The 25,441-nt window shown below is 41.7% G+C and carries 10 protein-coding genes; 4 read left to right on the forward strand and 6 right to left on the reverse strand.

Translation table 11 applies throughout. From position 1 onward, the window contains the following. Positions 1 to 14: 14 nt before the first annotated feature. From P3L37_RS02210 to P3L37_RS02220, 3 genes are all read right to left on the reverse strand, one after another. Complete coding sequence (locus P3L37_RS02210; RefSeq protein WP_272667550.1) at positions 15 to 13,556, reverse strand: invasin domain 3-containing protein; 13,542 nt, start codon at positions 13,554 to 13,556, stop codon at positions 15 to 17. A gap of 424 nt (positions 13,557 to 13,980) precedes the next feature. Beyond that, on the reverse strand, positions 13,981 to 16,149 hold the full coding sequence (locus P3L37_RS02215; RefSeq protein WP_109912602.1) for an inverse autotransporter beta domain-containing protein: 2,169 nt from the start codon (positions 16,147 to 16,149) through the stop codon (positions 13,981 to 13,983). A gap of 194 nt (positions 16,150 to 16,343) precedes the next feature. Further along, positions 16,344 to 18,626, reverse strand: a complete 2,283-nt coding sequence (locus P3L37_RS02220; RefSeq protein ID WP_109912601.1) for an inverse autotransporter beta domain-containing protein — start codon at positions 18,624 to 18,626, stop codon at positions 16,344 to 16,346. Between the two features lie 235 nt (positions 18,627 to 18,861). On the opposite strand from P3L37_RS02220, the gene rnz reads away from it, so the two are divergent. Next, positions 18,862 to 19,776, forward strand: coding sequence for a ribonuclease Z (rnz, locus tag P3L37_RS02225; protein ID WP_110731429.1), 915 nt, complete (start codon positions 18,862 to 18,864; stop codon positions 19,774 to 19,776). Between the two features lie 42 nt (positions 19,777 to 19,818). Here rnz and deoR read toward each other — a convergent pair whose 3' ends face one another. Continuing rightward, on the reverse strand, positions 19,819 to 20,598 hold the full coding sequence (gene deoR / locus P3L37_RS02230) for a DNA-binding transcriptional repressor DeoR (protein ID WP_004915016.1): 780 nt from the start codon (positions 20,596 to 20,598) through the stop codon (positions 19,819 to 19,821). Positions 20,599 to 20,653: 55 nt separating this feature from the next. Further along, complete coding sequence (gene deoC / locus P3L37_RS02235; RefSeq protein ID WP_109912599.1) at positions 20,654 to 21,322, reverse strand: deoxyribose-phosphate aldolase; 669 nt, start codon at positions 21,320 to 21,322, stop codon at positions 20,654 to 20,656. Positions 21,323 to 21,490: 168 nt separating this feature from the next. Here deoC and rbsK point away from each other — a divergent pair, with 168 nt between their 5' ends. From rbsK to P3L37_RS02250, 3 genes are all read left to right on the forward strand, one after another. Continuing rightward, complete coding sequence (gene rbsK / locus P3L37_RS02240) at positions 21,491 to 22,420, forward strand: ribokinase (RefSeq protein WP_004915011.1); 930 nt, start codon at positions 21,491 to 21,493, stop codon at positions 22,418 to 22,420. Between the two features lie 108 nt (positions 22,421 to 22,528). Beyond that, the gene (gene fucP / locus P3L37_RS02245; protein WP_110731428.1) at positions 22,529 to 23,836 is read left to right on the forward strand and encodes an L-fucose:H+ symporter permease; all 1,308 of its coding nucleotides are present in this window, start codon (positions 22,529 to 22,531) and stop codon (positions 23,834 to 23,836) included. A gap of 64 nt (positions 23,837 to 23,900) precedes the next feature. Next, positions 23,901 to 24,917 carry an aldose 1-epimerase family protein gene (locus tag P3L37_RS02250; protein WP_272667551.1) on the forward strand — a complete coding sequence of 339 codons (1,017 nt, stop codon included), beginning with the start codon at positions 23,901 to 23,903 and terminating at the stop codon, positions 24,915 to 24,917. 35 nt (positions 24,918 to 24,952) lie between these two features. Here P3L37_RS02250 and P3L37_RS02255 read toward each other — a convergent pair whose 3' ends face one another. Further along, positions 24,953 to 25,360, reverse strand: coding sequence for a DUF2750 domain-containing protein (locus P3L37_RS02255; protein ID WP_004915000.1), 408 nt, complete (start codon positions 25,358 to 25,360; stop codon positions 24,953 to 24,955). Positions 25,361 to 25,441: the final 81 nt, after the last annotated feature.

Raw genomic sequence — 25,441 nt, forward strand, 5'->3', positions numbered from 1 at the left:
CGGGGATGAGGGGGTTAATATTCGATAATACAAAGTGTTTTTAGACTATGGTCATACCATGAGGCCTGCATGGAAATAACCTTGTCGGCAGTAAGATTCGCAGAATCATTTCCTGTCCAGTACAATCCTAGAACATTATGATCTGTATCTATTTTTTTCTGAGGGTTTTGAAATAACATTGCTATTTCTGAGTTATAGGCAGGACGGCCTCCATTAATGCTGCACCCAGAATCATCTATATGACGCTCTCTCGTGTCCGTGGGGTAGAAATATGTATTTATTGTTATCGTTGCGCGTATAGCTTCAAGTTTATGGCTGTTTTTATTCGGCCTAGCGGTTAATTTGATGACATTTTTTTGACGACTTGGTTTATTCTTTATATAAGGGACCAACTTGGTACCAAAGCCTATCACACCGGGATGGCTATTCTCCCATGTATAATCAGTATAATCCTTTGTTATTGAATAGAAATGAAAATACTGTTTGTAAATCATTGCGGTGGCAGGGTAGTTAATATGTTGGAAAGAATAGAAATAGATATCAATTTCCTGTTCGGTACCCACATGACCAATTGAATTAGAGTCAAGGGTTACCATTACTTTCTCTGCTTTTAAGTTCGAGATAGATGCAGTATACACACCTGATGCTGCGGTTTCTTTCATAACAGCGTTACTTAGGACTCCACTACTTGAAGTGATCTTTGGTTTTTTACCTGAGATAAGTACTCCATTTTTATTGATAAGCTTTAAGGTTATTATCGCCTTGTCTTTGCCATTACCTTCAACTGAATCGGTATCAACAGAGAGTTCACTTTTCCCGCTGTCAAAAATAGGGGCGTCTGTTTGGATATTAATCTCTTTTTTTCCTGTTATTTTGGCTGGATTATTGATAATAACCGTTAATGTATGCTTTCCTTCAGTGTCAAACTTAACATTGGTTGAATAGTTTCCAAGTTTATCATCACTCCATACTAATGAAGATAAAGGTTGCTTATTACTCGATAAAGTAATGTCACTTGGACTGATATCAATAACACCGTTACCATTTTTATCTCGTAATTGGAGTGTCACTTTAACGGTATCTCCAGTTTCTGCGGTGTCTAAAGTGTTTATGTGAATAACTTCAACACTGTTTGCGCCTTGCGGAGCCATAAATTCGATCTCGATAGGTTTTATCAAACGGTTAGTATTAACTACCACATCTAATTGATGTTTACCGACTTTCGTCGATTGCCAATTTGTGGTGTATTGCCCATTAGAGTCTTCGGTCCAAGTGATACTTTTTTCTTTGCCATTATGTGTTAATTGAATATCTTGATTAGCAACATTAATAACACCATTACCGAACCTATCTTTGAGTTGTAATGTCAGTGGAGTATCCACACCTAATTTGGCCGTTGCTGGCGTAGTTAATTCAACTTTCGCGATATTTTTAGCGCCTTTCAGTGGTTTCACATCAATGTTGATTTTTTTTATCTGACCATTTACCTCAACCGATAAAGTGTGTTGTTTAACTTTCTCTAAGGTTATCTGAGCGGTATAGACACTATCGTGTAATGGTGTTTTCACCCACGATGCTTTCGTGATAATAGTATTATCGCTATTTTCGAGCTTCATGTCTTTCGGGGCAACATCTGCCACTTCATTGCCATATTTATCAAGCATGGTGAGGGTTAATATAGTGCTCTCACCTGCACTCATTGAAGTTACTGCAGGAGTTGATTTAATCTCATTAACATTGCTAGCCCCTTTCAAGGCTTTCACCGTGACTTCCTTAGTATTGGCATCTTGTTTATTCACCGTCGCGGTTAATGTGTGTTTACCGACTTTGGTTAATGGTAAGGTGGCTTTATACACGCCTGTCGATACCTCATGCCAAGCAATACTGCGGCTATCAATAATTTCTGCGCTATTATTATCGGTTAACACAATATCAGCCCCTGTGACGTCAGTCACCAAATTGCCATATTGGTCTTGTAGTTTTAACGTTAAGTCAACTTTTTTACCAGCATCAAGCGTGTTGGTGTTGGTGGAAAGTGCTGCGGTTTTCACCACATCTTTGCCACTTGGGTCAGTTGCTTCTACGGTTTGAATGCGGCTTGGTTGCTTATTGACAGTGGCTTTAAACTGGTAATTATCGACAGTTTTTAACTGTTGTTTAGTGGTATAGACGCCATCTTGTAGGCTATCCCATTTTACGTTAACTGGATTATCATTTTTGGTGAGCTGAATATCACTTGCATTGATACCAATAACACCATTATCAACACTGTCTGTTAGCGCTAATATTAAGGTCACCTCTTTCCCAGCTTCAAGAGTACCTACATCGGTTTCAAGAGTGGTTTTATGGACGTTATTTACACCTTTGGCTGGGGCAACGGTTAGCTCAAGTTTATCGCTGATCATGTTATCTACGGCAACTTGAATAGGCTGCGAGTGTAACTTGTTCATAGTGAGTTCTTGAGAGTAAAAACCATCTTTAAGTTCTTTCCATATGGAGGTCGATTGCAAGTCAGTTAATAACTTCAATTTCGATGATGCCCCAGTCAGCTTGTTACCAAACTTATCTTTTAGTCCGACTTTTAGGGTGATTTTATCGCCTGAATTTACTGTATTATTTTTTGCGTTGTGGGTGATAGACATGGTGTCTAATGAGCCACGCAAACCATCTTTATCATAAGAGTTAATCAAAATTTCTTTTGGTGCTTTGACGTTCCAATACACCGTTTTTGACTTGCCGTTGACGCCGATACTGATTTTATAGTTACTCGCTTTAGTCGCAGGGAGCTGAGCGATATATCTATCTATGTTGTTTTTTTCCATAAATATAATATTTTGCTCTTTATCATCAATTTTCATTTTGATATCGCTACTGCTAATATTTTTAACTGGGTTGCCATATTGGTCAGTTAAACTAATGGATAATGATGATGGTTGTCCTGCGTCACTGTCGGATATCGGTGAGATAGTGATTGTTTTTACAGCATCTTTACCAGTTGGTGAATTGACCGTGACAGTGGTTGTATCTGTAAATTTACCAATACCCGCACTGAGAGTATGCATTTTAACGTCACTGAGCATGATGGTGGTGGTATAGGTACCTAAGTCACGGCTATCTTCTTTCCAAATTATTGGTCTTTTGTTAGGAATGTCTGTCGAGTGAATGTCGCTATTGTTGAGATTGATAACTGGGTTGTTATCGATATCTGTTACCTTTAAGGATAAGGTCACGTTATCACCCGCAGTGATAACGTTTGGTGTCGCCGTTAGCGTTACATTGTGAACTCGGCTGGGGTCTGTTGAAGGCTTTACTTCAATTAACACATTTTTACTTTTTTGTTGATTAACTGTCGCTCTCAGGGAATGAATACCCGCGAGTGATAGGGTGATTTGCGCGATATAGATACCATTTCCTTTTGATGTCCAGATTAAACCCGTGAGGTTTTTCTGCGTATGTGCATCATTAATGGTGATATCAGCCGCATTAACACCCTCAACACCATTACCCCATTGGTCAGTTAATTGAAGTGTCAGTTCCGTTTGGCTTCCCACGGTCAGTTGATTGGTGCTGGTTGAAAGTTCAACAGAGTTCACATGGGCTGCGTCCGAGAGAGCACTAACATTAATCGTGAATGGTGTGTTTTTTTGGTGGTTAACTCGGGCTACAAAGGTGTTTTTCCCTTGTTTATATAATGGAAGCACGGAGGTATAAACACCTGCTCCGTTTTCTTTCCAAACTAGCTTTGAAGCAAACGTATGGTTGTGCTCCAATTGAATATCATTGGCTTGTACTTTTTCAATACCATTACCATGGATATCAGTTAATGTTAATTGCAGTTCAACTAACTCTCCCACCATAAGAGTTTTGTTCGTTGCCTTTAATTCCACATTGCTAACAGCAGATTGCCCCTGTGGCGCCTCAACATTAATAACCTGTGATTGGATAGTGTTATTGACAGTAACCTTTAACGTATCAGAGCCTAATTTACGCAATAATAAGTCGGCGGTATAAGTGCCATCCGCATGGTCTTTCCATATGACAGGTCCTGATTGCTGGTGAGCAGTCACAATACTGTTGCTAGAAACCTCTTTTAGCCCATTACCAAAGGCATCTTTCAACGTGACGATGAGTGTAACTTTCTCGCCAGCTTTATGTTTACTGGTTGGCGCTACATTCAGCAATACTTCATTAACGACTTTGTATTGGCCTTTCTTACCACTCCCATCCCTAGCAACAGCAGCAATTGGCACTGGTTTGCTAACATCAAATAATTTTTCGATTGAAGTGACATTTTGAGTTGGGATAGATGCAACCATATTGTGTGAGCCACTTTGCTGTCCGGGTAATGTCCCAACGTATTTGCCCGTAGGGACTTGAGCAACTTGCATGGAAATTGGTTGTTGCTGATCGACGGTAACGGACAGGCTGGTAATATTGGATACCGGGTGCCCATTTGAGTCAGTCAGGGAAAAGACAATCGTACTGTCAGAACCTGCAGCTACGGGTAAAACATGGACAATTTCAACATTATTGACCTTGCTTTTCCCTTCATTGTTATGAACCGTAATCTCAACAGGGAGGCTTTTCTGTTTATTGACGATGGCCGTTAAGCTGTCTTTACCTAGTTTATTTAACACTAAATCCGCGGTATAAGTGCCATCGTTGCCATCAACCCAAGCCACCGGACTTGTTTGACCATGAGTGAGTGCAATTTTGGTGCTTTCAACGCCTGTGAGTTTATTATCAAACGCATCTGTTAAGGTCAGTGTCAGTTTAACGGTTTCTCCTGATTTGTAACCTTGAGTTGTAATCGCCTGTAATTCGACGGTTTTCACCACGCCTTGCGTCTCAGCTTTACCTGAACCATCAGTTTGAGTTGCTTTAATGGTTGTGGCAGCCTTAACGACCCAACTTTGTTGGTTTTTCTGTTTATTAGCCGTGACTTTAACGGTGTAACTGCCTGCTTTACTTGCCGGTAGTGTCGCGTTGTAAGTGCCTTTGGTGCTAGTTTCAGTGAACTTAATGTCTGCTAATTTATCGTTGATAGTGACTTTAATGTCATTAGCTATCTGAGTCACACCTTGTTGATGGGTATCTTGAATTTTCACGGTAAGATTGCCCGCTTTCCCAGCTTCTGACGGGGCGATAGGGTCAATGATAACCTTATCTACTTGATTGACTTGGTTGGTATTTTCCACCGTAATGTTTACGGTTGAACTCTCTTTCTGGTTAACGATGGCTTTTAGCGTGCCACTTCCCAACACTTTTACTGGTAATGTTGTGGTATAGTTGCCGTTATTGTTATCACTCCATGTCACTGTACTACCTTGATTTTGTAGCAGAGTGATGCTGGTAACGCCTTTAAGTGGGTTACTAAACTTATCCTTTAAGGTCACGGTCAGTTGTAAGTTATCGCCTGATTTGATGTTAGTGTCTGGTGTTACAGCCAGTGTGACATCATTGACGACACCACGTGCTCCTGCTGTTCCCCCACCATTTGATGCTGCGGTGACGGTATCAGGTTGCTCCACAGTGAGTGGTTTTGGCGTGGATGGGATTTTATTGGCGGTGATAACCACATCATAAGGCCCCGTTTGTTGCCCTGGTAATTTCCCTGTATAGCTGCCATCCACTTGTGGAGTCAACGCGATGTTTGTTGGTTTTTGATTACCGATGGTGACATCTACGTTTTGAATACCTTCAACCAAGTTGCCTTGAGCATCGGTCAATACAACCGTAAAGGTACTTTCTGCACCTGCTGTTGCATTGGTGATATCAGTGATATCGACTTTATGGATAGCCGTGCTGGCTGATTGCTTGGTGACATTGATTGGAACCGCTTTGCTTTCCAGTTTATTAACGGTGGCCACTAAGCTATCTTTGCCCAGTGTTTTCAACACTAAATCCGCGGTATAAGTGCCATCTTTGCCGGTTACCCAAGCCACCGGACTTGTTTGACCATGAGTGAGTGCAATTTTGGTGCTTTCAATGCCTGTGAGTCTATTATCAAACGCATCTGTTAAGGTCAGTGTCAGTTGAACGGTTTCTCCTGATTTGTAACCTTGAGCTGCAACCGCCTGTAATTCGACGGTTTTCACCACGCCCGTTTTACCTTCGGTACCCGAACCATCAGCCTTAGCGGCATTGATGGTTGTTGGCGCCTTGACTTCCCATGGTTGTGTTGCTGTTTTTTGACCAATCGCGACGTTAACGTCATAACGGCCCGTTTTTTGTGCGGGTAATTTGGCGGTATAAGTGCCCTTTATTTTGCTATCTTCAGTCAATGTGAGGGGGAGTAGTGCTCCGTTGAGGGTGAGTTTTATCTCATCTTTAAGTAAGACCACACCATGGCCATAGATATTCACGGCTTTTAGGGTGATGGTTTGCTCTGAACCTGCTGCTGATGGGGCAATCGGTTCGAGCGTCAGTTGGTGAACTTGAGCCGCTTGATTCGGGCTGACCACATCAATACTAACCATGTTGCTCTCTTGGCTGTTCACTGTGGCTTTCAAGTCATTGTTGCCTAATTGGCTTGATGGCAATGTGGCGGTATAGCTGCCGTTATTGTGGTCAGTCCATGTCAGGGTAGCATTTTTGTTGTTGTGCTGTAGCGCAATGCTGGCACTGCCGACGCCTTTTAGTGGGTTGTTAAAGCTATCTTTTAATGTGACCGTCAGCTGCAAACTGTCACCCGATGTGAAATTGCTGTTTTGGGTTGCACTGAGTGCCACACGGCTGACCACACCGCGCTGGCCGTTTGTGCCACCGCCGTTTGCGCTTGCGGTGACGGTGTCCGATTGTGCCACGGTGAGTATTTTTGGCGTGGATGGGATTTTATTGGCGGTGATAACTATGTCATGATCCCCCGTTTGTTGCCCTGGTAGAGTGCCGATATAACTGCCATCGGTTTGTTGCGTCACAGCGATATTTGGCAGTTTTTGATTATTAATGGTGACATCCACGTGTTGGACGCCTTCGACCGAGTTGCCTTGCGCATCGGTTAATGCAACCGTAAAGGTACTTTCCGCACCAGCGGCAATAGGGACAATAGTGAGGATCTCAACCTTGTGGATCGCTGTACTGTCTGATTGCTTAGTGATATTGATAGGAACTGTGTTGCTATCCCTGTTATTGACGATGACCGCTAAGCTGTCTTTACCCAGTTTATTTAACACTAAATCCGCGGTATAAGTGCCATCTTGTTGAGGCACCCAAGCCACAGGACTTGTTTGACCATGAATGAGTGTAATGTTACTTCCGTCAACGCCTGTGAGCGGGTTATCAAACGTATCTTTTAAGGCCAGAGTCAGTTTAATCGGGTCACCTGACTTGAAGTCTTTGGTTGGTGAAATGGTCAGTGTTGCGCGCTCAATGACACCGCGAGAACCTGATTTACCACTATGATTAACCGCAATAGGCATTGGAGCATCCACGGATAAGGTTGATTCTGTGGACTTAACGCCACCAACAGTGACGTTGACTTTCTGAACTCCTGATTTTTGGCCTGAAAGGATACCGGTATAAATCCCTTTGGTGGTGGTTTCAGTGATCTTAAGTAACGCTTCAGCGCCATTGATAGAGACAACTGCGTTACTATCTATCCCTGTAATAGGTTGGTTGTTGGCATCAGTGAGTGCCAGTGTGATGGTACTTGTTTCCCCAGCCGCAGGTTTAGTGATGCTTTTTATTTCAACTTGTTTGATTTGTGTCGCGGCAGTGGCATTCCCAACATTAATGTTAAGTGGGGAAGTGGTTATTTGGTTCACTTTCACTGTTAACGAGTCTTGGTCAATTTTTGTCAGTGGCAACAGAGCGGTGTATTCACCGTTCCGTAGGTCTGTCCAAATAACAGAACTCTGCTTAGATTGTTTATGTGTTAATTGAATACTAGCGCTACTGATCCCTTCAAGGGCGTTACCAAAGGCATCCTTAATTGACACGATTAATTGTAATGATTGGCCTGACTTTAGGTCATTGGGTGATGACGAGTCCAATGCAACGGTTTTAACCACACCACGTTGATTTTCTGTACCACTGCCATCTTTTTGGTTAGCGCTGATCGTCCTTGCCGTTTTAACGGTCCAAGGTTTTGATACGGTTTTTTTATTAGTTGTCACATTAACGGTGTATTTGCCCGTATTTTGTGCAAGTAATATTCCTGTGTAAGTCCCTTCTTGAGTAAGTGATTCCGTTATAGCAATGGGTGTCGGTAGGCCATTGATATTTGCCATTATCATACTGTTAATCGCGGTGACAGGGTGGTGGTAGCTATCAGTAACTTTCACTGTGATAGTTTGTTTTTCACCCGCTTCACTTGGCGTAATTGGTTCAAGTTCGACATTAGCCACCTTGTTGATATCAGTCGAATTACTCACGGTAATGGGGATGACTTGTGATTTATAACCGTTAATCGATGCCGCTAAATGATTAGAACCTGTTTGTGTTAATAGCAACGGAGTCGTGTAAGTACCATTACGATTATCTAACCATTTTAGCGAACTTGCTTTATATCCATCCAAGATGATATTACTAGGGTCGATAGCGGTTAATAGATTATTAAATGCATCAGTTATGGTCACGGTGATATTCAGCTTATCACCCGATTGCAGATGAGTGATATCACTGGTCGTCATGGTAATGTTATTGATAACGCCTCGTTCGCCACTATTACCTGTTCCGCTTGTATTATTCGAGTTTACTGAAGCTGGTTTTTTCACTTCTAAAGTATCTTTAGCGGAGCCTTGGCTATTCACCGCGGCAGTAATTTGATAGTTACCTGTTTGCATGGCTGGCAGTGTGACGTCATAAATCCCCGGTTTCCTTTCTTTCGCAGGCAATGTGTGCTGTTTGTTATCAATATTAACAATAATTTCAGTTTCACCGACTACTGGGTTGCCATGTGTATCGGTTAATTTAACTGCCAGTATGCTGCTTGAACCTGCGGCAGGTTTTTCTGTTTTGATGATTTCAACTTTGCTGACCTTATCTTTCCCTGCGGCGTTGCTAATTTGAATCGGTTTTACGAGGGTTTTATTGCCATCAATTGACGCAACTAAACCTTTCGCGCCAACTTCAGTTAACGTGATGGTCGCGCTGTAAGAACCATCGCTGTTATCTTTCCAGACTGGCTTGCCGTTAAATCCGCCAAGGGTAATTGTATTCGTATTGAGCCCAGTTAAACCGTTATTAAAGGCATCGGTGACGGTGACGGTGATCTCAAGTTGATCGCCAGACTGTAAGTTGTTGGTATTGCCCGTTGTCATGGTAATACTATTAACCACGCCTTTTTCTCCCGGCTTACCTGTGTTATTGGGTTTAATTGGCGTTGGTGGGGTAACCACTAAAGTTGTATCAGTTGAGCCCTTACCATTCACACTCGCGCTAATGTTGTGATTTCCTGCTTGTAGTGCGGGTAGTGTCACTTCGTAAATACCGGGGTTACCTTCTTTGGCAGGACGTTTATGGGTTTGCCCATCAATATTGAGGGTAATTTCTGTTGCGCCAACCACGGGGTTGCCATGTTTATCGGTTAACGCGATAGTGACGGTACTGTTTGTGCCTGCTGCCGGTTTTTCTGTTTTGATGATGTTGACTTTATCAACATGGGATGCCCCTGTGGCATTATTGACCTGAACTTCGGTGTGTGGGCTGTGGCTACCATTGACGGAGGCAGTTAAATCATTGCTACCAACGTCGGTTAAGGTCAACGTGGTGGTGTAAGAGCCATCGCCATTATCTACCCAGTTTAAGGTATTCCCTTTGTGTTTACCGATATCGATATTATCGGTATTTAAACCCGCCAAACCGTTACCAAAGGCATCCGTTACTGTTACCGTGATTTCAAGAGGATTATCGGATTCAAAACGGTGAGTGTGATCAAGTGCGATCGTCACCTTATCAATAACACCTTTCTCACCTTGCTGGCCTGTGCCGTTTGAGTCATTCGGGGAAATCGGTTTTGGCTGCTCAACTAGTAAGCTTTCTTTGATTGATACAGTATTATTTACACTCGTATGGATATCATGTTTGCCCGCTTGCAGTGCTGGCAGCGTGATTTCATAGATACCCGGTTTCCCTTCTTTCGCGGGTAAAGTGTGTGGGTTGTTATCAATATTAACGATAATTTCAGTTTCACCGACTACTGGGTTGCCGTTGCTATCGGTTAATTGCACAGTCAGAGTGCTGTTTGAGCCTGCAGCAGGTTGCTCTGTTTTGATAATGGTAACTTTGCTGACTTTATCTTTCCCTGCGGCATTGCTAACTTGAATTTGTTTTTGTGGACTTGCAGTGCCATTGATGGAAACAGTGAGGTCATTATTACCGACTTCGGGGAGTGGCAAGGTGGTAGTGTAAGAGCCATCACCGTTGTCAACCCATGTCAATGTATCGCCTTTATGTTTACCAATATCGATATTATTGGTGTTCAAGCCTGATAAGCCGTTATTAAAGGCATCGGTGACTGTGACGGTGATCTCGAGCTTATCGCCAGATTGCAGGCCGACTGTGTTACCTGTTTTGATCTCGATTTTATCGACAACGCCTTGTTCACCTTTTTGCCCTGTACCGTTTGGATTTTGGGGTTTAACAGGTTGTGGCTGCTCAACAATTAGCAATTCATTTGGTGATTCTTTCCCGTTAACAATAGCGGAAATATCATGGTTGCCCGTGAGTTGCCCAGCAATAATAGCTTCATAAATACCCGGAGAGATTTCTGTTACTGGCAAAGTGTGTGGCTGATCATTTATATTGACAGTAACTTCAGTTTCACCAACCACTGGGTTGCCATGTTTGTCGGTTAATTCGAGGGTAATGGTGCTATCTATACCTGCCGCTGGTTTTTCTGTTTTGATGATTTTGACTTTATCAATATGAACAGTTCCGCTGGCATTATTGACGAGAACGTCAGTTTTTGAACTCGTAGTACCATTGATGGTGGCGGTCAGGTCATTGTTGCCGACTTCAGTTAATGGCAAGGTGGTGGTGTACGAGCCGTCACCATTGTCCGTCCATGTCAGCGTATCGCCTTTATGTTTACCGATATCGATATTATCGGTATTTAAGCCTGATAGCCCATTACCAAAGGTATCGGTGATGGTAACGGTAACCTCAAGAGTATCCCCTGATTGTAAACCATGGGTTTTGTTTGGGGTGGTGACGATATTATCAATAACGCCTTTTTCCCCTTTTTGGCCTGTACCGTCCGTATTGTTTGGTGAAATGGTTTTTGGTTGCTCAACAATCAGCGTCTCAGGGGGAGAGGTTTGCCCATCAACAGTGACGGTGATATTTGGTGTACCGCTATGCTGTCCTGGTAATTTCCCTGTATAAACTCCGCTACCCGGAAAGGTTTCACTAATTATTATTGGGGTAGGTTTACCATCGATATTGACCGTGACAGTACCATCAGCCCCCGAGACGGCATTGCCATGTGTATCAGTTAATGAAATTTTGATGTTGCTGTCTGTACCAGCCTCGGCTTGTGAGAGATCTAAAATGGTGACATGGGCTAGTTGGCCAAACACGAAATGCGTTTCTACCGTTACATTTTGTTCATTCAGTGTTGCTGTTACTTTAACAGGCCCTGCGACTTGGCTTGTTACCTCAACGTTAGTATTGCCTTGTTCATCGGTCTGGCTCAATTGTGTGGCATTGGCATTTATCGCATCAAGTTGCAGCATGGCACCTTGAATTGGGTGTGAGTGGTTGTCGGTGATATGGAATTGAATTTTATTTTTAGATTTTCCATCGGCAACCGCATTATCACTAAGAACATTGAAATGATTAATATGTGCTTGTTGCGTATCGGCAATAAAGAAAAAAGCGGTTTCAATTGGTACGCCGCCATTTGCAACGGCTTGAACTCGGTGTTCACCCATGGTCAAAGAGGTGAATTGAACCGAAGCTTCTCCTTTTATATTGGTGATAACTTTATATTTTTGTTTATCCGTTGATTTAGCGGCCTGCATTTTTTTATACAGGTTCTTGAAAGCCATACTTGAAGATGTGGCTTTTTGTGTGACCAGCTTTAGTTCAGTCGGTAAGGTAAAGGTTACGGTTGAATCCGGTGCTATATTGCCTAAAACATCTCTGGCAGTAACTGTTAATACATTGATATCTTGTCCATTGGCGAGAGAGTTTCCTTTTTTAATGACCTCGTTATGCTTAATCGATAGTACCCCTGAGTTGGTTACTTCAACAAAGGTTGAGGCTTGTGGTGTAATGCTTCCCTTGCTATCAGATGCCGTTACCGTGAATCGGTAAAGGTTGTTTTTTTTCCTTTCCTGCTCAGTCATAGCGACTTTGTAGGAAGGGAGTTTGATTTTTGTCAGAGCGCCATCAAGGATGATTTCTCCTCCCGCCATTAAAAATTCGGGGGCATGAATGGTCAGTTTGTCTAACGGATATTTGGTATTGAGGGCATTGATTAAAGGTATCTCATCCCCAGTTTTCCCTTGGATAATCGCAGGTAGTGATAGAGTTATCAGCGTTTTCTTTTGGTATTCCAGTATGATGTTATTATTACGATTAACAAAATCATAGCGGCTACCTAATAGGCGACGAGAGTCACCAACCTTAGTAGGGTCAAGTTGCTCTGCGAGGCTCTTACCTAGTGCCCAAGTGAACTCTAATTTGGCATTAGTTTCACTTAATCCACCACTGATTTTTTGTTCTGCGCTTAAAGTTACCAGTGAGAACGGGGTCCAGTTCACCCCAATTGTGGTGGCGAGCGGGTCTTTTTGGCGCTTATCTTTACCGAATAGAGCAACATCGTCGCCAAAATACTGCTCAAATTTAAGATTTCCGCCAATATTGGGGTAAGAAGGCAACCAGCCCTCAGCCTGTAAATCCCATCCATTAGCAGGGCGGGCATTGTAGTCATTATTTAATTCAGAAGCACTACGCCATTCTGATGCACGTAAATAGGTATTGGCGCTTAGTTTTAAGAAATCTTGTGCGTACTCGGCTCCGAAACCTAGGCGAGAGTGGTAGCGAGATAAGTCATGATCAAAAAAGGCATTGACGCCCATCATGCTCTTAGGTGTAAAGCGACGAACCCCAATACCATTATTGGTCTGTAGCCTGCCATCAGTGCGATGAATATTATGTTGGGTAAACAATAATAAATCGGTACTGTCATACCAAGGTACTAACCAATCTAATTGGGTATTTTTAATGGATAATTTTTTATCTACGTCAACACTGAATTTGGCATTACCGGTTTTAGATAACCAACGATTTATTTCATCTGTTGCTGCGTTTGTGACCTTACTGCGAGCGAAGTCCTGCGCCATATCTGCAAGATCTGCTGCTTTTTTCTTATCAGAGATAAAACGCGCGGCGCTTTGGCTATATTCAGCAATAAGCTTCTCTGTTTTATCATCATTGGTTAGTACTGGGTCACTCCCCAGAGTCGGTAGGTCATCAGGTGTTAGCATTTTTGCATAACTTGGCATAACCGGCATGATGGCCGAAGACCATATTGCAATAAAGAGGACAAAGCCATTTGAGATTTTATGTCTCAGTGTTTGCTTTATAGTTGACGTAGCGGAGTTCATTCAATTTATTCCTAGTTTTATTAACTTGGCTATTGTTGAATGCTTATACAGGTAAGAGCTTGTGAATTAGTTTGACTTAAACAGAAGCGAAAATTACAAGGTGGAAAATCGTAGTATGGGCGGCTTTTATTGATAACGCTGAAAAATAACCTCCTTGCCTATATAAAGGTGTTTTTTATCGGCTGAGAATAAATCTTACTTGAATAAAAACAATTGATTAGCTTATGAAAATACAAAATACTAACATTAGAATATGGCTTTTAAAGGTTTGTTAAAGTGCAATATTTGGTGGGTATGATAGTAAATTTAGTCGTGATTCAATAAAGCAATAAGCTAGATTAATTGAATTAAAAATGCCCCTGTTAAGGGGCAAATTTTAACACTGAAAGAGCAGCTAGATTCAGTCTATTTTATACGGAAAGTATTATCCTATTTTTTGAAATAACTGCCTTAGCAAACTTAACGGCGTGCGTGTAGGACTGTTTTGCTCATTTACTGGGGATTTGAAAAGAGTTCCTGTGCTTGGCTGAATATTGATCGCAGATCCATTCCTTTGAAAGTTAACTTGTATTGTTCTACTATCGCCATTTAGGGTTGCAATGATATCTATAGAACCTTCAACTAAGCTACTAACTTCTAATTCCGTATTGCCATGTTCATCAGTCAGCTTAGCTGGTGAGATAATGCCATTTGGCGCTTCAAAATGAACAAGCGCGCCAGCAATGCTTTGTCGGCTGTTATTCACAATATGCAGTTTAATTTTGTTTTTACTGATCCCGTCTGCCATTACATTGTTTTGAATGATATCAATGCTACCAATAAATGATTGGTTAATATCAGGTTTAAAGTTATACATCTCATTTATTTCTGTACCATGCTCAGTCTTTGCTTTTATTGCATAACTTCCTGATATAAAAGAGGTGAACTGAATAGAAGCTTCACCTTTACTATTGGTAACGATGCTATACGGCTGTTCAGAAACGGATTTCGCCGCTTGGGCTTTCCACATAAAGTGATTTAGTAGGGAATCGTATCCTGTATTTTTTTGATCAATAGATTTAAGACCTGCAGGTAATATAAAGTTTACTTTCGCATTGGGTACAGGGTGGCCAAGAGCATCTTTAATTACTACGGCGAATGTATTTGCATCTTTACCATCAGCAACGGCATTGTTTCTTTTGGCGGTATTTGCATGGCTGATGGTGAGAGTGCCTGTGTTAGTCACTTCAATTAACGTTTCCGCTTGCGGGGAAACATTTCCGTTGGTGTCATAAGCCGTCACGGTTAAACGGTAAAGGTTGAGTTGTTGATTTTTAATGGTGTCGTTGGCAATTTTATATGACGGTAGTTTGACTGAACTTTCTATGCCATTAAGGTGGATTTCTCCTCCTGCTGCAACCAATTCAGGCGCTTCTATAACAACTTTGTCTAAAGGGTATTTAGTGGTTAAGTTGCGGATAATAGAGAGCTCTTCTCCTGTTATTCCTTGAATAACTTTCGGTAATGATAATGAAATTAAGGTTTTCTTTTGGTACTCCAACACAATATTGTTATTACGATTAACGAAATCATAGCGGTTGCTAGGAATATGGCGGGTAGCTTCTATCGCTGAAGCATCAAGATGTTGCGCTAAGCTTTTCCCTAACAACCAATTGAATGCAATTTTTGCACTTGTTTCATTTGCGCCACTACTGCCCATTTTATGTTCTGCATTTAGCGCGAGGAGGGGGAATGGAGACCAATTGATGCCGACAGTCGCCGCCATAGGGTCTTTCTGGCGCTCATTTTTACCAAATAAAGCCACGTCATCGCCATAATATTGCTCCAATTTTAGGCTCGCCCCTAAATTAGAATAAGTGGGCAACCAGCCTTCAAATTGAATATCCCAGCCGTTAGCAGGGCGCGCGTTATAATCATAAGCTAATTCGGATGCACTTCGCCAAGTCGATAGCCCCAAATAGCTGTTCACACTCATTCTGGCGTAATCTTGTGCATATTCTACACCAAACCCTAATCGTGAATGGTAATGGGATAAATCATGATCAAAAAAAGCATTCACCCCGACCATGCTATTTTGCTGGAAATGACGTAATCCAATACCTGTATTGGTTTGTAACCGACCATCAGTGCGATGAATGCTGTGCTGAGAAAATAGCAATAAATCTGGTTGGTCATACCAAGGTATTAACCAATCTAATTGGGTATTTTTAATTGATAATTTTTTATCAAGGTTAAGATTGAATCTAGCATTACCTGCTTTCGATAACCAATGTGTTATTTCATCAGTCGCGATATTTGCGGCTTTATGGCGTGCATAGTCTTGCGCCATCTCTGCCAAATTTTTGCTGTTTTTTTCTGTAGCAGCAAAATTTGCGGCATTTTGCCCATATTCTGCTAAAAAACGTTCAGTAGTATCTTCTGGTTGGCTTTCTTCAAATTGAATGGCATGACTACCGAGTGTCGGCAAATCGTCCAAATGAGGGATTTGGGCATAACTTGGTGCGACAGGCACAATAGCTATTGAGCACATAGCCGTAGAGAGTACCAAACGGTTCGGTAGCTTGGGTTTCAATTTTGACGAAGGGGCATTCATCGGACATATTCCTGATATCAATATTAACGTTACAATTGTCAGGGCTGATAGCAAGATGTGCTTGTGAATTTATTGGACTTAAAAGGAAGCGAAATTTTTACTGTGGACATTTTTGGAATGGTAGGTTTATTGCTTGATGAATCCTATTTTTTTAGACTCCCTCCGAGCCGGAGGGAGTACGCTAAAGGACGTGTTTAAGGCGTGACTAAAATAGTTATTGTCTGGCTTGGATACCCATTGATTGAAGCTATAATGTCAAGGTTACCAGTGGCCGGTAATGTTAAGTAGGTAGAATAATCTCCATCACTGTCTTCATACCAGCCAAGGATATTAGTGTTATAGCGACCAAGGTCGATATTTTTAGGGTTTATCCCCTCAAGTGTGTTACCAAAGGCATCGCTGAGTGTGACTGTGATAAGTACGTCATCGCCTATTTTCACGTTATTCGTGGTACTTGTTGTGATTTCGACTTTATCAATAACGCCAAGTTGGCCATGAGGGCCGCTGCCATCAGAGTTAATCGCATTAATTGTCAGTGGTGGATTCACCGTGAACGTATGCTGAGGTGACGTTTTTCCATGTAAAGAAGCGCTAATGGTGTAATCCCCGGACATTTGGCCTGCAAGTAACCCGCTATACTCACCTAAATTAACCGAACTCTCTTCAATCTCGACAGGAACTTGTTTATTGCCAATATTGACCATGATGATCCCATCAGCGCCAGAAACTGGATTGTTATTTTCATCGATTAGCTTGAGTACAATAGCTGTCTCTTTACCTGCATAGGTCGATTGAGTATTTAAGATCTCAATTTTTTTCAAGCTTCCACTAATAAAATAGACAGCAACGGTTTCACTGTGGCCATTTACGGTAGCGGTAATCTCACTGATACCACTTGTCATACTGGTGAGTGGCATCTCAATAATTCCTTTTTGATTTGTCACCCCTTGAGCGCTAATTTTTCCACGAGTCGCACTAAAATTGACTGTTTCTCCTGATATGGGGTTACCCTTTGAGTCAGTGATATAGGCTGAAACCATATTGGCTGTTTTACCATCAGCCAATGCTGCTGTTTGAACGACTCTCAAACTTTGTATTTTTGCTTGGCTAGTCGTTGCAGTATTCGTGCTGGTCACATCAATCAGTGTTTCACTTGTCGGTGATGCATTACCGTGAATATCATAGGCAATACCACTTAAGCGATAACGATTCAATTTCTCACGTTCTGAAGGTGTTGATGCCGTTTTATAAGTGGGTAATTTTACGGTAGCATTTTGACCCGATGAGCTAATAACACCACCGGCAGCGAGTAATTCAGGTGCATTCCAGACAATTTTTTTCAGTGGGTGTTGGGTTATCATCGATTGTACGAGCGGTAGCTCTTGTCCAGCTTTACCTTGAATTTTTGCCACGAGCTTCAATTGAATTTCAGTTTTCTTTTGATAATCAAGAACAATATTGTTATTGCGATTGACGAAATCAAGGCGGTTACCCGAAACACGTCGTGATTCACCGACTTTAGCAGGGTCAATTTGCTCAATAAAATTCTTATCAAATACCCAGTTAAATTGCACTTTGGCACTGGTATCTTGTAATCCGCTACTTATTTTGTGATCGGCGCTAAAGGTGACAAGAGTGAAAGGGGTCCAATTCATACCGATAGTCGCGGCAGCAGGGTCTTCTTGAAGTTTATTTTTCCCCATTAAAGCCACATTATGGCCGACATACTGTTCAAACTTAAGGCTACCTCCCAGTTGCGGGTAATCCGGTAGCCATCCTTGTGCTTGTACATCCCACCCACGAGCAGGACGCGCATCATAAGCGCGAGTTAGCTCAGATGAGCTGCGCCATGACGAAACGGGAAAATAGGTATTCGCGCTGAGTTTTAAGTAATCTTGCCAGTATTCAGCCCCAACGCCTAACCGGGAATGATAATGTGAAAGGTCATGATCAAAGAATGCATTGACACCCACGGTGCTCTGCTCGTTGAAATGACGCAAACCAATCCCATTATTGCTTTGCAACCGGCCATATGTATTGTGAATACTGTGCTGGGTAAATAACAACATATTAGCTTGTTGATACCAAGGGATGAGCCAATCAAAATGACTGTTTTTAAGCGATAGTTGCTTATCAAAATTCAGGCTGACTTTCACATTACCCGCTTTTGAGAGCCAATGAGTAATTTCCTCTATTGCGGCGTTAGCTGCTTGATTACTGAGATAACTTTGCGCCATTTGTGAGATTTCATGGCTATTTTTTTGTTCTACAAGCCATGTTGCGGCTGTTTTACTGTATTGCGCTAAGTTACGTTCACCATCGTTACTTTCTAGTTTTGGGATAGGACTCCCTAAAAGCGGGAGTTCATCCGGTGTTAGCATTTTTGCATCGCTGGGCAATGTTGACATAATAGCTAATGAGCCGGTCGCCACCAATAAGGCCAAAGGTGCCGGAAATTTCTTTTTAGAGCAAAGCATTAAATATATTCCTAGATTAGATATTCACTTTTAGTATTGTGGAATATGCGGTGTAAAAAACACTTGGGAATTAATTGGACTAATACAGAAAAGGGATTTGTATATTGGAAGAAATTAGGAATAGCCGATTTTTATTTATAATTGGAACATATTGAATAATAGACGAATAAAATAAAGAAATTTTCAATTGGAAAAAATCTTACCATAATAAAAACAAAAGATTAGATGAGGTATTATGGAATTAACATTTCTAGGAACTAGTGCTGGCGTGCCGACAAAAGAGCGTAATGTCACCAGTATGATATTAAATTTAGTCGGTATCCGTAAAAGCTACTGGTTATTTGATTGTGGTGAAGGGACACAGCATCGCATTTTAAATAGCCCATTTAAAACACCAAAAATTGAAAAAATTTTTATTACTCATTTGCATGGAGACCATATTTTTGGTTTACCCGGGTTGTTATGCAGCCGCTCAATGGGGGGAGCAACAGACCCATTGATTGTTTATGGACCGAAAGGGTTAAAACAGGTTATTGAAACGGTACTCACCGTGAGCGTGTCTTATATGACATATCCACTGGAGATAGTGGAAATCGAAGCTGGCCAATTATTTGACGATGGAGAACTGATTGTGACGGCCTATGCCCTTGACCATCGTGTTGAGTGTTATGGTTATCGTATTGAAGAACATCCGAAACGTGGCGCATTAGATGCAGTGAAATTAGCTAATGACAATATTCCTCGTGGCCCTTGGATGCAAGCGCTTAAAGCGGGGGAAACGATAGTTCTTGATGATGGACGAACAGTGAATGGAGCTGATTACCTCGGTGAACCGATCCCCGGAAAGATTATTGCGATTTTTGGCGATACGCAACCGACAGAGCGAGCGCTGGAACTTGCGAGAAATGCCGATGTGATGATCCATGAAACGACCCTAGAAGCGGAGTTTGCACAAAAAGCCAATGAAAGAGGGCACTCGACTACGGTACAGGCGGCTGAGCTAGCTCGTGCGGCAGGGGTTAAACGGTTTATTGCCACTCACTTGAGTGGTCGTTATACGAGTGAGGATATCCCAAAGTTACTCGCGGAATGCCAAGCTGTGTTCCCCGCGAGCGAAATCGCAGAAGACTATTTGACAGTGAAGATCTAATGTAAGCGGGCAAGATATTGTCCGCTTAATCTATTGATGATTTTAATAAATTACTTTCACAAAGCCATTACGACAATATGTCTCATATTCATCAGAAAGTTGCCTATTTGTGACTATCACATCAAATTGTGATAATTCCCCCATATTGGCGGTCGCGACTTCATCAAACAGGTTATAAGGGGCGAGTAAAATCTTACGGATAGATTTTTCCATCGCTTTTTTCTTCATGGGTAAATCATCGAGATTATAGCAAGTTACGCCAAAATTCCCATGCACACCAGCTGCTGAAATAAAGGCTTTTTTCGGGTTGATTGAATCAAGTAATGAGGGGAGTGATGGGTTGTAAAAAGAATCACTTTTAGGGCGATATTCCCCGCCACATAATAGCGCAGTGGCATTTTTTTTCTGGCTAAGGGCGAGGAAAACGTTATGTGAGTAACAAATACCGGTGAAATTAATTTCTTCTGGGATGAGTGAAATCAAGGTGGCCATTTCAATGCCATTATCAAAGAAGATCACATCATCTTCGGTCACCATGCTAGCGGCAAGGTTCGGGATATATAATTCTTCCGTTTGATCGGGGGTGAAAATGTCGGCTTGTGCTTCTTGGGTCAGTAAATTAGCAGGTTGGGTAACAGAAACTATGTAGCCACCAAGCAGTGACATCGGAATTGGGCCTTCTGTATCTGCGCTCAGGTCTCGACGAATAGTCATCTCTGAAACTTCGAGTATTCTAGCAGCTTCTTTAAGATGAATGCGTCCTGAGCGTTTTAAACATTCACTTAAACGGCGAAGGCGTTCTTTTTGTTTAGTTTCTATCACCCTACAATCCTTTTTCAATACACAAAATTGGCGCGGTTAGACCGCGCCCCATCACTTAATAGTCACTTGGTTTGGTGTTATTGCCTGTGACAATGGCAACGCTTGCACTTGCACCGACACGGTTTGCACCCGCTTCAATCATTTTAATTGCGGTTTCACGGTCACGCACACCACCGGAGGCTTTTACACCGACTTCATCGCCAACCACTTTACGCATCAGTGCCACGTGGTGTTCTGTTGCGCCCATTGTACTGAAACCTGTTGAAGTTTTCACAAAACCGACTTTAATTGTGCGGCAAATTTCACAAACTTGAGTAATTTCTTCATCAGTTAACAGGCAATTTTCTAAAATAACTTTTAATGTTGCTTTACCACAGGCAGCAAATACCGCTTCAATGTCTTTGCGAACAAAGTCTAAGTCGCCACTTTTGAGCATGCCAATGTTGATAACCATATCCACTTCATCAGCACCACGACGCACGGCTTCTGCTGCTTCAAACGCTTTCGCTTCCGTTAAGCAAGCGCCTAATGGAAAGCCTACCACACAGCAAACTTTAACGTCGCTGTTTTTTAAAAGCTCGCTGGCTAAAGGAACATAACCTGTGTTTACGCACACTGATGCAAAATGGTGTTCTGCCGCTTCGGCACATAATGTTTTAATATCACTAACAGTGGCATTAGCAGCAAGTAAAGTGTGATCAATATATTTTGCTAAGTCTTGCATTTTCAACTTTCCTATATAAATGTGGGATAGACAACAAAGAATGAGGAAATGTGGTAGATATAACACTTGATCATTCGTTATTCGAGATCCTAATCACAAATGATATTTTTGCAACATGATAATGTTACTATCATATCATTATGTGATTTATTTAACACGAGGGACATTATGGATATAGCAGTTATTGGTTCAAACATGGTTGATTTGATCACTTACATCGATCAAATGCCAAAAGAAGGCGAAACTTTAGAAGCGCCAGCTTTCAAAATTGGTTGCGGTGGTAAAGGTGCGAACCAAGCGGTTGCTGCTGCTAAGTTGAATTCAAAAGTGATCATGTTAACCAAAGTGGGGGATGACATTTTTGCGGATAATACGATCCGTAACTTGGAGTCTTACGGTATTAACACTCGTTATGTGGAAAAAGTGCCTTGTACCTCAAGTGGCGTCGCACCTATTTTTGTTAATCAAAATTCATCAAACAGTATTTTGATCGTCAAAGGGGCGAATAAATTTTTATCACCTGAAGATATCGATCGTGCAGCGGAAGATCTGAAAAAATGTAAGTTGATCGTTCTGCAATTAGAAGTCCAGCTTGAAACGGTTTATCACGCGATTTCATTTGGCAATAAACATGGGATCCCAGTGTTACTGAACCCAGCCCCTGCACAACGTACGCTCGATCTCGATTTTGCCTGCCGATGTGATTTCTTTGTCCCTAATGAAACGGAACTTGAAATTTTAACCAATATGCCAGTCGACACGATGGATAACATTCGTCGTGCTGCGCAGTCTTTATTGGATAAAGGGTTAAAAAACGTCATCGTAACATTAGGGGAAAAAGGGGCGTTATGGATGACTCGCGACAGCGAGTTACATATACCCGCAATTAAAGTGAATGCGATTGACACCAGTGGTGCAGGGGATGCCTTTATCGGCTGCTTCTCGCATTACTATGTCCATACGGGGAATATTGAAGAAGCACTGAAAAAAGCCGTTCTGTTTTCGGCTTTCAGTGTGACAGGGAAAGGAACTCAATCTTCTTATCCAAGTGTTGAACAATTTAATGAATTTGTGCAAATCAACACCGCTAATGAATAGCTAAATAATAATAGTCCAACGTAGCTATATACCCTTTGAATAATTAAGTGGTCATCAGAGCCACATAGCCACTCATCGGGTATAAATTATAAAAATATAAGGGTTACTATGAACATTAAGAACATCACTCAGTTACCGGATGGCTACCTGAGTAAGACACCTCTATTCCAATTTATCCTACTATCGTGCCTGTTCCCATTATGGGGATGTGCCGCAGCATTAAATGATATTTTAATCACACAGTTTAAAAGTGTCTTTGAACTCAGTAACTTCGCCTCGGCTTTAGTACAAAGCGCATTCTATGGTGGTTATTTCTTAATCGCCATTCCGGCGTCGTTAGTGATCAAAAAAACCAGTTATAAATATGCCATTATGGTGGGGCTGATCCTGTATATCGCGGGTTGCAGTATGTTCTTCCCTGCATCTCATATGGCGACCTATACCATGTTCTTGGCGGCTATTTTCGCCATTGCGATAGGTTTAAGCTTTCTCGAAACCGCCGCGAATACCTATAGTTCAATGATAGGTCCTAAACAATACGCCACATTGCGTTTAAATATTAGCCAAACCTTCTACCCAATTGGTGCCGCAGGCGGGATCTTACTGGGCAAGTATCTGGTATTTTCCGAAGGGGATAGCTTACAAAACCAAATGGCGGGAATGAATGCGGAGCAAATCCATGAATTCCGTTTAGCCATGTTGGAAAATACCCTAGAACCTTATCGTTATATGATTATGGTATTGGTTGTGGTAATGGTCTTATTCCTTATTACTAAGTTTCCTAAATGTAAAGTGGCAGAAACGCAAGATCATAAGCGTCCTACTGCATTAGAAACCTTAAAATATTTAGCGAAAAATAGTCGCTTTAGAAAAGGAATTATTGCCCAGTTTTTATATGTCGGAATGCAAGTGGCAGTATGGTCATTTACTATTCGTCTCGCATTAGAAATGGGGGATATTAACGAACGTGATGCCTCGAATTTCATGGTGTATAGCTTCGCTTGTTTCTTTATTGGTAAGTTTGTTGCCAATATTTTAATGACCCGCTTTAATGCAGAAAAAGTCTTAATTATCTACTCGGTGATTGGTGCGCTGTTCCTAATTTATGTTGCATTTATTCCGAGTTTTACAGCGGTCTATGCAGCGGTGATGGTCAGTATTCTGTTTGGACCTTGCTGGGCAACTATTTATGCAGGCACTTTGGATACCGTTGATAATGAACATACTGAAATGGCCGGGGCGGTTATTGTGATGGCGATTGTCGGTGCTGCAGTTGTCCCTGCGGTTCAAGGCTATGTCGCAGACATGTTGCACTCATTACAACTTTCATTCCTTGTTTCCATGCTGTGCTTCGTGTATGTCGGTATTTACTTTGTGGGTGAACGCCGCTTTAAAGCGAAACAAGCCACGAAATAGTTCCTCAAATTGGGTAGTGTAAGCTGCCCAATTCCATTTATCTCATTAAACCGTGAGTATGAAAATGAATACATTGATACCTCTTCACAAAAGCTTATTTACGGAAAACCCGACGCTTATTTTAAAAAATGACCAATTTACTGCCACGGCATTTCGTTACCAAACAGGCGTGGAAGGGTTACGAATTGAAAATCAGCAAGGGTATTTAACGATTTTACCTTTTTTAGGGCAAATGATTTGGGATGCGGAATTTTGTGGCCAAAATCTGAAAATGGAAAATATGTTTTCAGCGCCAAAATCAGTTCCAACAGTAGTTGAAACCTACGGTTGCTTTGCATTCCATTCAGGTTTAATCAGCAATGGTTGCCCTTCTCCAGAAGATTCTCACCCATTACATGGGGAAATGCCTTGTGCATCAATGGATAGCGCTTGGCTGGAACTGACAGGCGAAAGTTTGAAAGTTGTCGGCGAATATGAGTATGTGATGGGTTTTGGTCACCATTATCGTGCGACACCGTCAGTGCAATTAAATGCGGGCAGTGCATTATTTGATATTCATATGTCAGTCACCAATTTAGCATCGGTTCCTATGCCTCTCCAATATATGTGCCATATGAATTATGCTTACGTGGAGAATGCAACGCTAACACAAAATATTCCTGAAAAAGCGATTAAATTGCGTGAATCAATACCAGGGCATGTACAGCCAACTGAAAAATGGCTGGCATTTAATGAAGCGTTGAAATCTGGCAAAGTCTCATTAAATCAGCTTAATCAGCCACAAATGTGTGACCCTGAAATTGTGTTTTTTATGGATGATCTTAGCCAATATACCGCAACGCCTGAGTTTAGGATAATTTCACCCGCAGGAGATACGTTTGTAACGCGTTTTAAATCTAACCAGCTAAATTATGCAACTCGTTGGATTTTGTACAATGGTGACCAAAAAGTTGGCGCATTTGTATTGCCTGCCACTTGTCGTCCAGAAGGCTTTTTAGCCGCGAAAAATAACCAAACACTGATTTGGTTAGAGGCGGGGAAAACTCGTGAATTTACTGTGACTACTGGTGTTGAAAAGTAGTTTTTTGCCTCAGAAAGGCAGCACATTGCTGCCTTTTACTCGTATTGTTGGCATTCTTCTGCTAAATCGGCGAGAAGCACCGCCGCATCATAAACTAATGTTTTTTTTCCATCAGGTTGCATCATCAAAGCAACCTTAATATTTGCTTCATGCATATCAGGCAAAATTTCTGTCATCAGGTGTTCAAGGGTAAATAGCATTGGCGTAAAATTCGCCCATTCACCCGTTAAACACAATTCAACATACGCTTTGGCAGGCCATAGGGGCAGAAAAAGACATTTTTCATCATTCCATGCGGTAACGAGGTTTTCCCCATCACCGAGGCTCCACACTTGCTCCCAGTCAGCAATTTTACCGACAAAGTAGTTATACTGTTGGTATGGCCTAAGCGCATGGACATTATTTATTTCTTTCTCATTTGGGGAAAATAGGTTGTTATTCATTATTGGATAATCTAAAAAGTAACTGATAATTATTGGGAAAATTATCTTTATAATTGTTATCTTAATAACAAGATAATGAGA

The sequence above is a fragment of the Providencia sp. PROV114 genome, from assembly GCF_032704305.1.
GTDB classification, from domain to species: domain Bacteria; phylum Pseudomonadota; class Gammaproteobacteria; order Enterobacterales; family Enterobacteriaceae; genus Providencia; species Providencia rettgeri.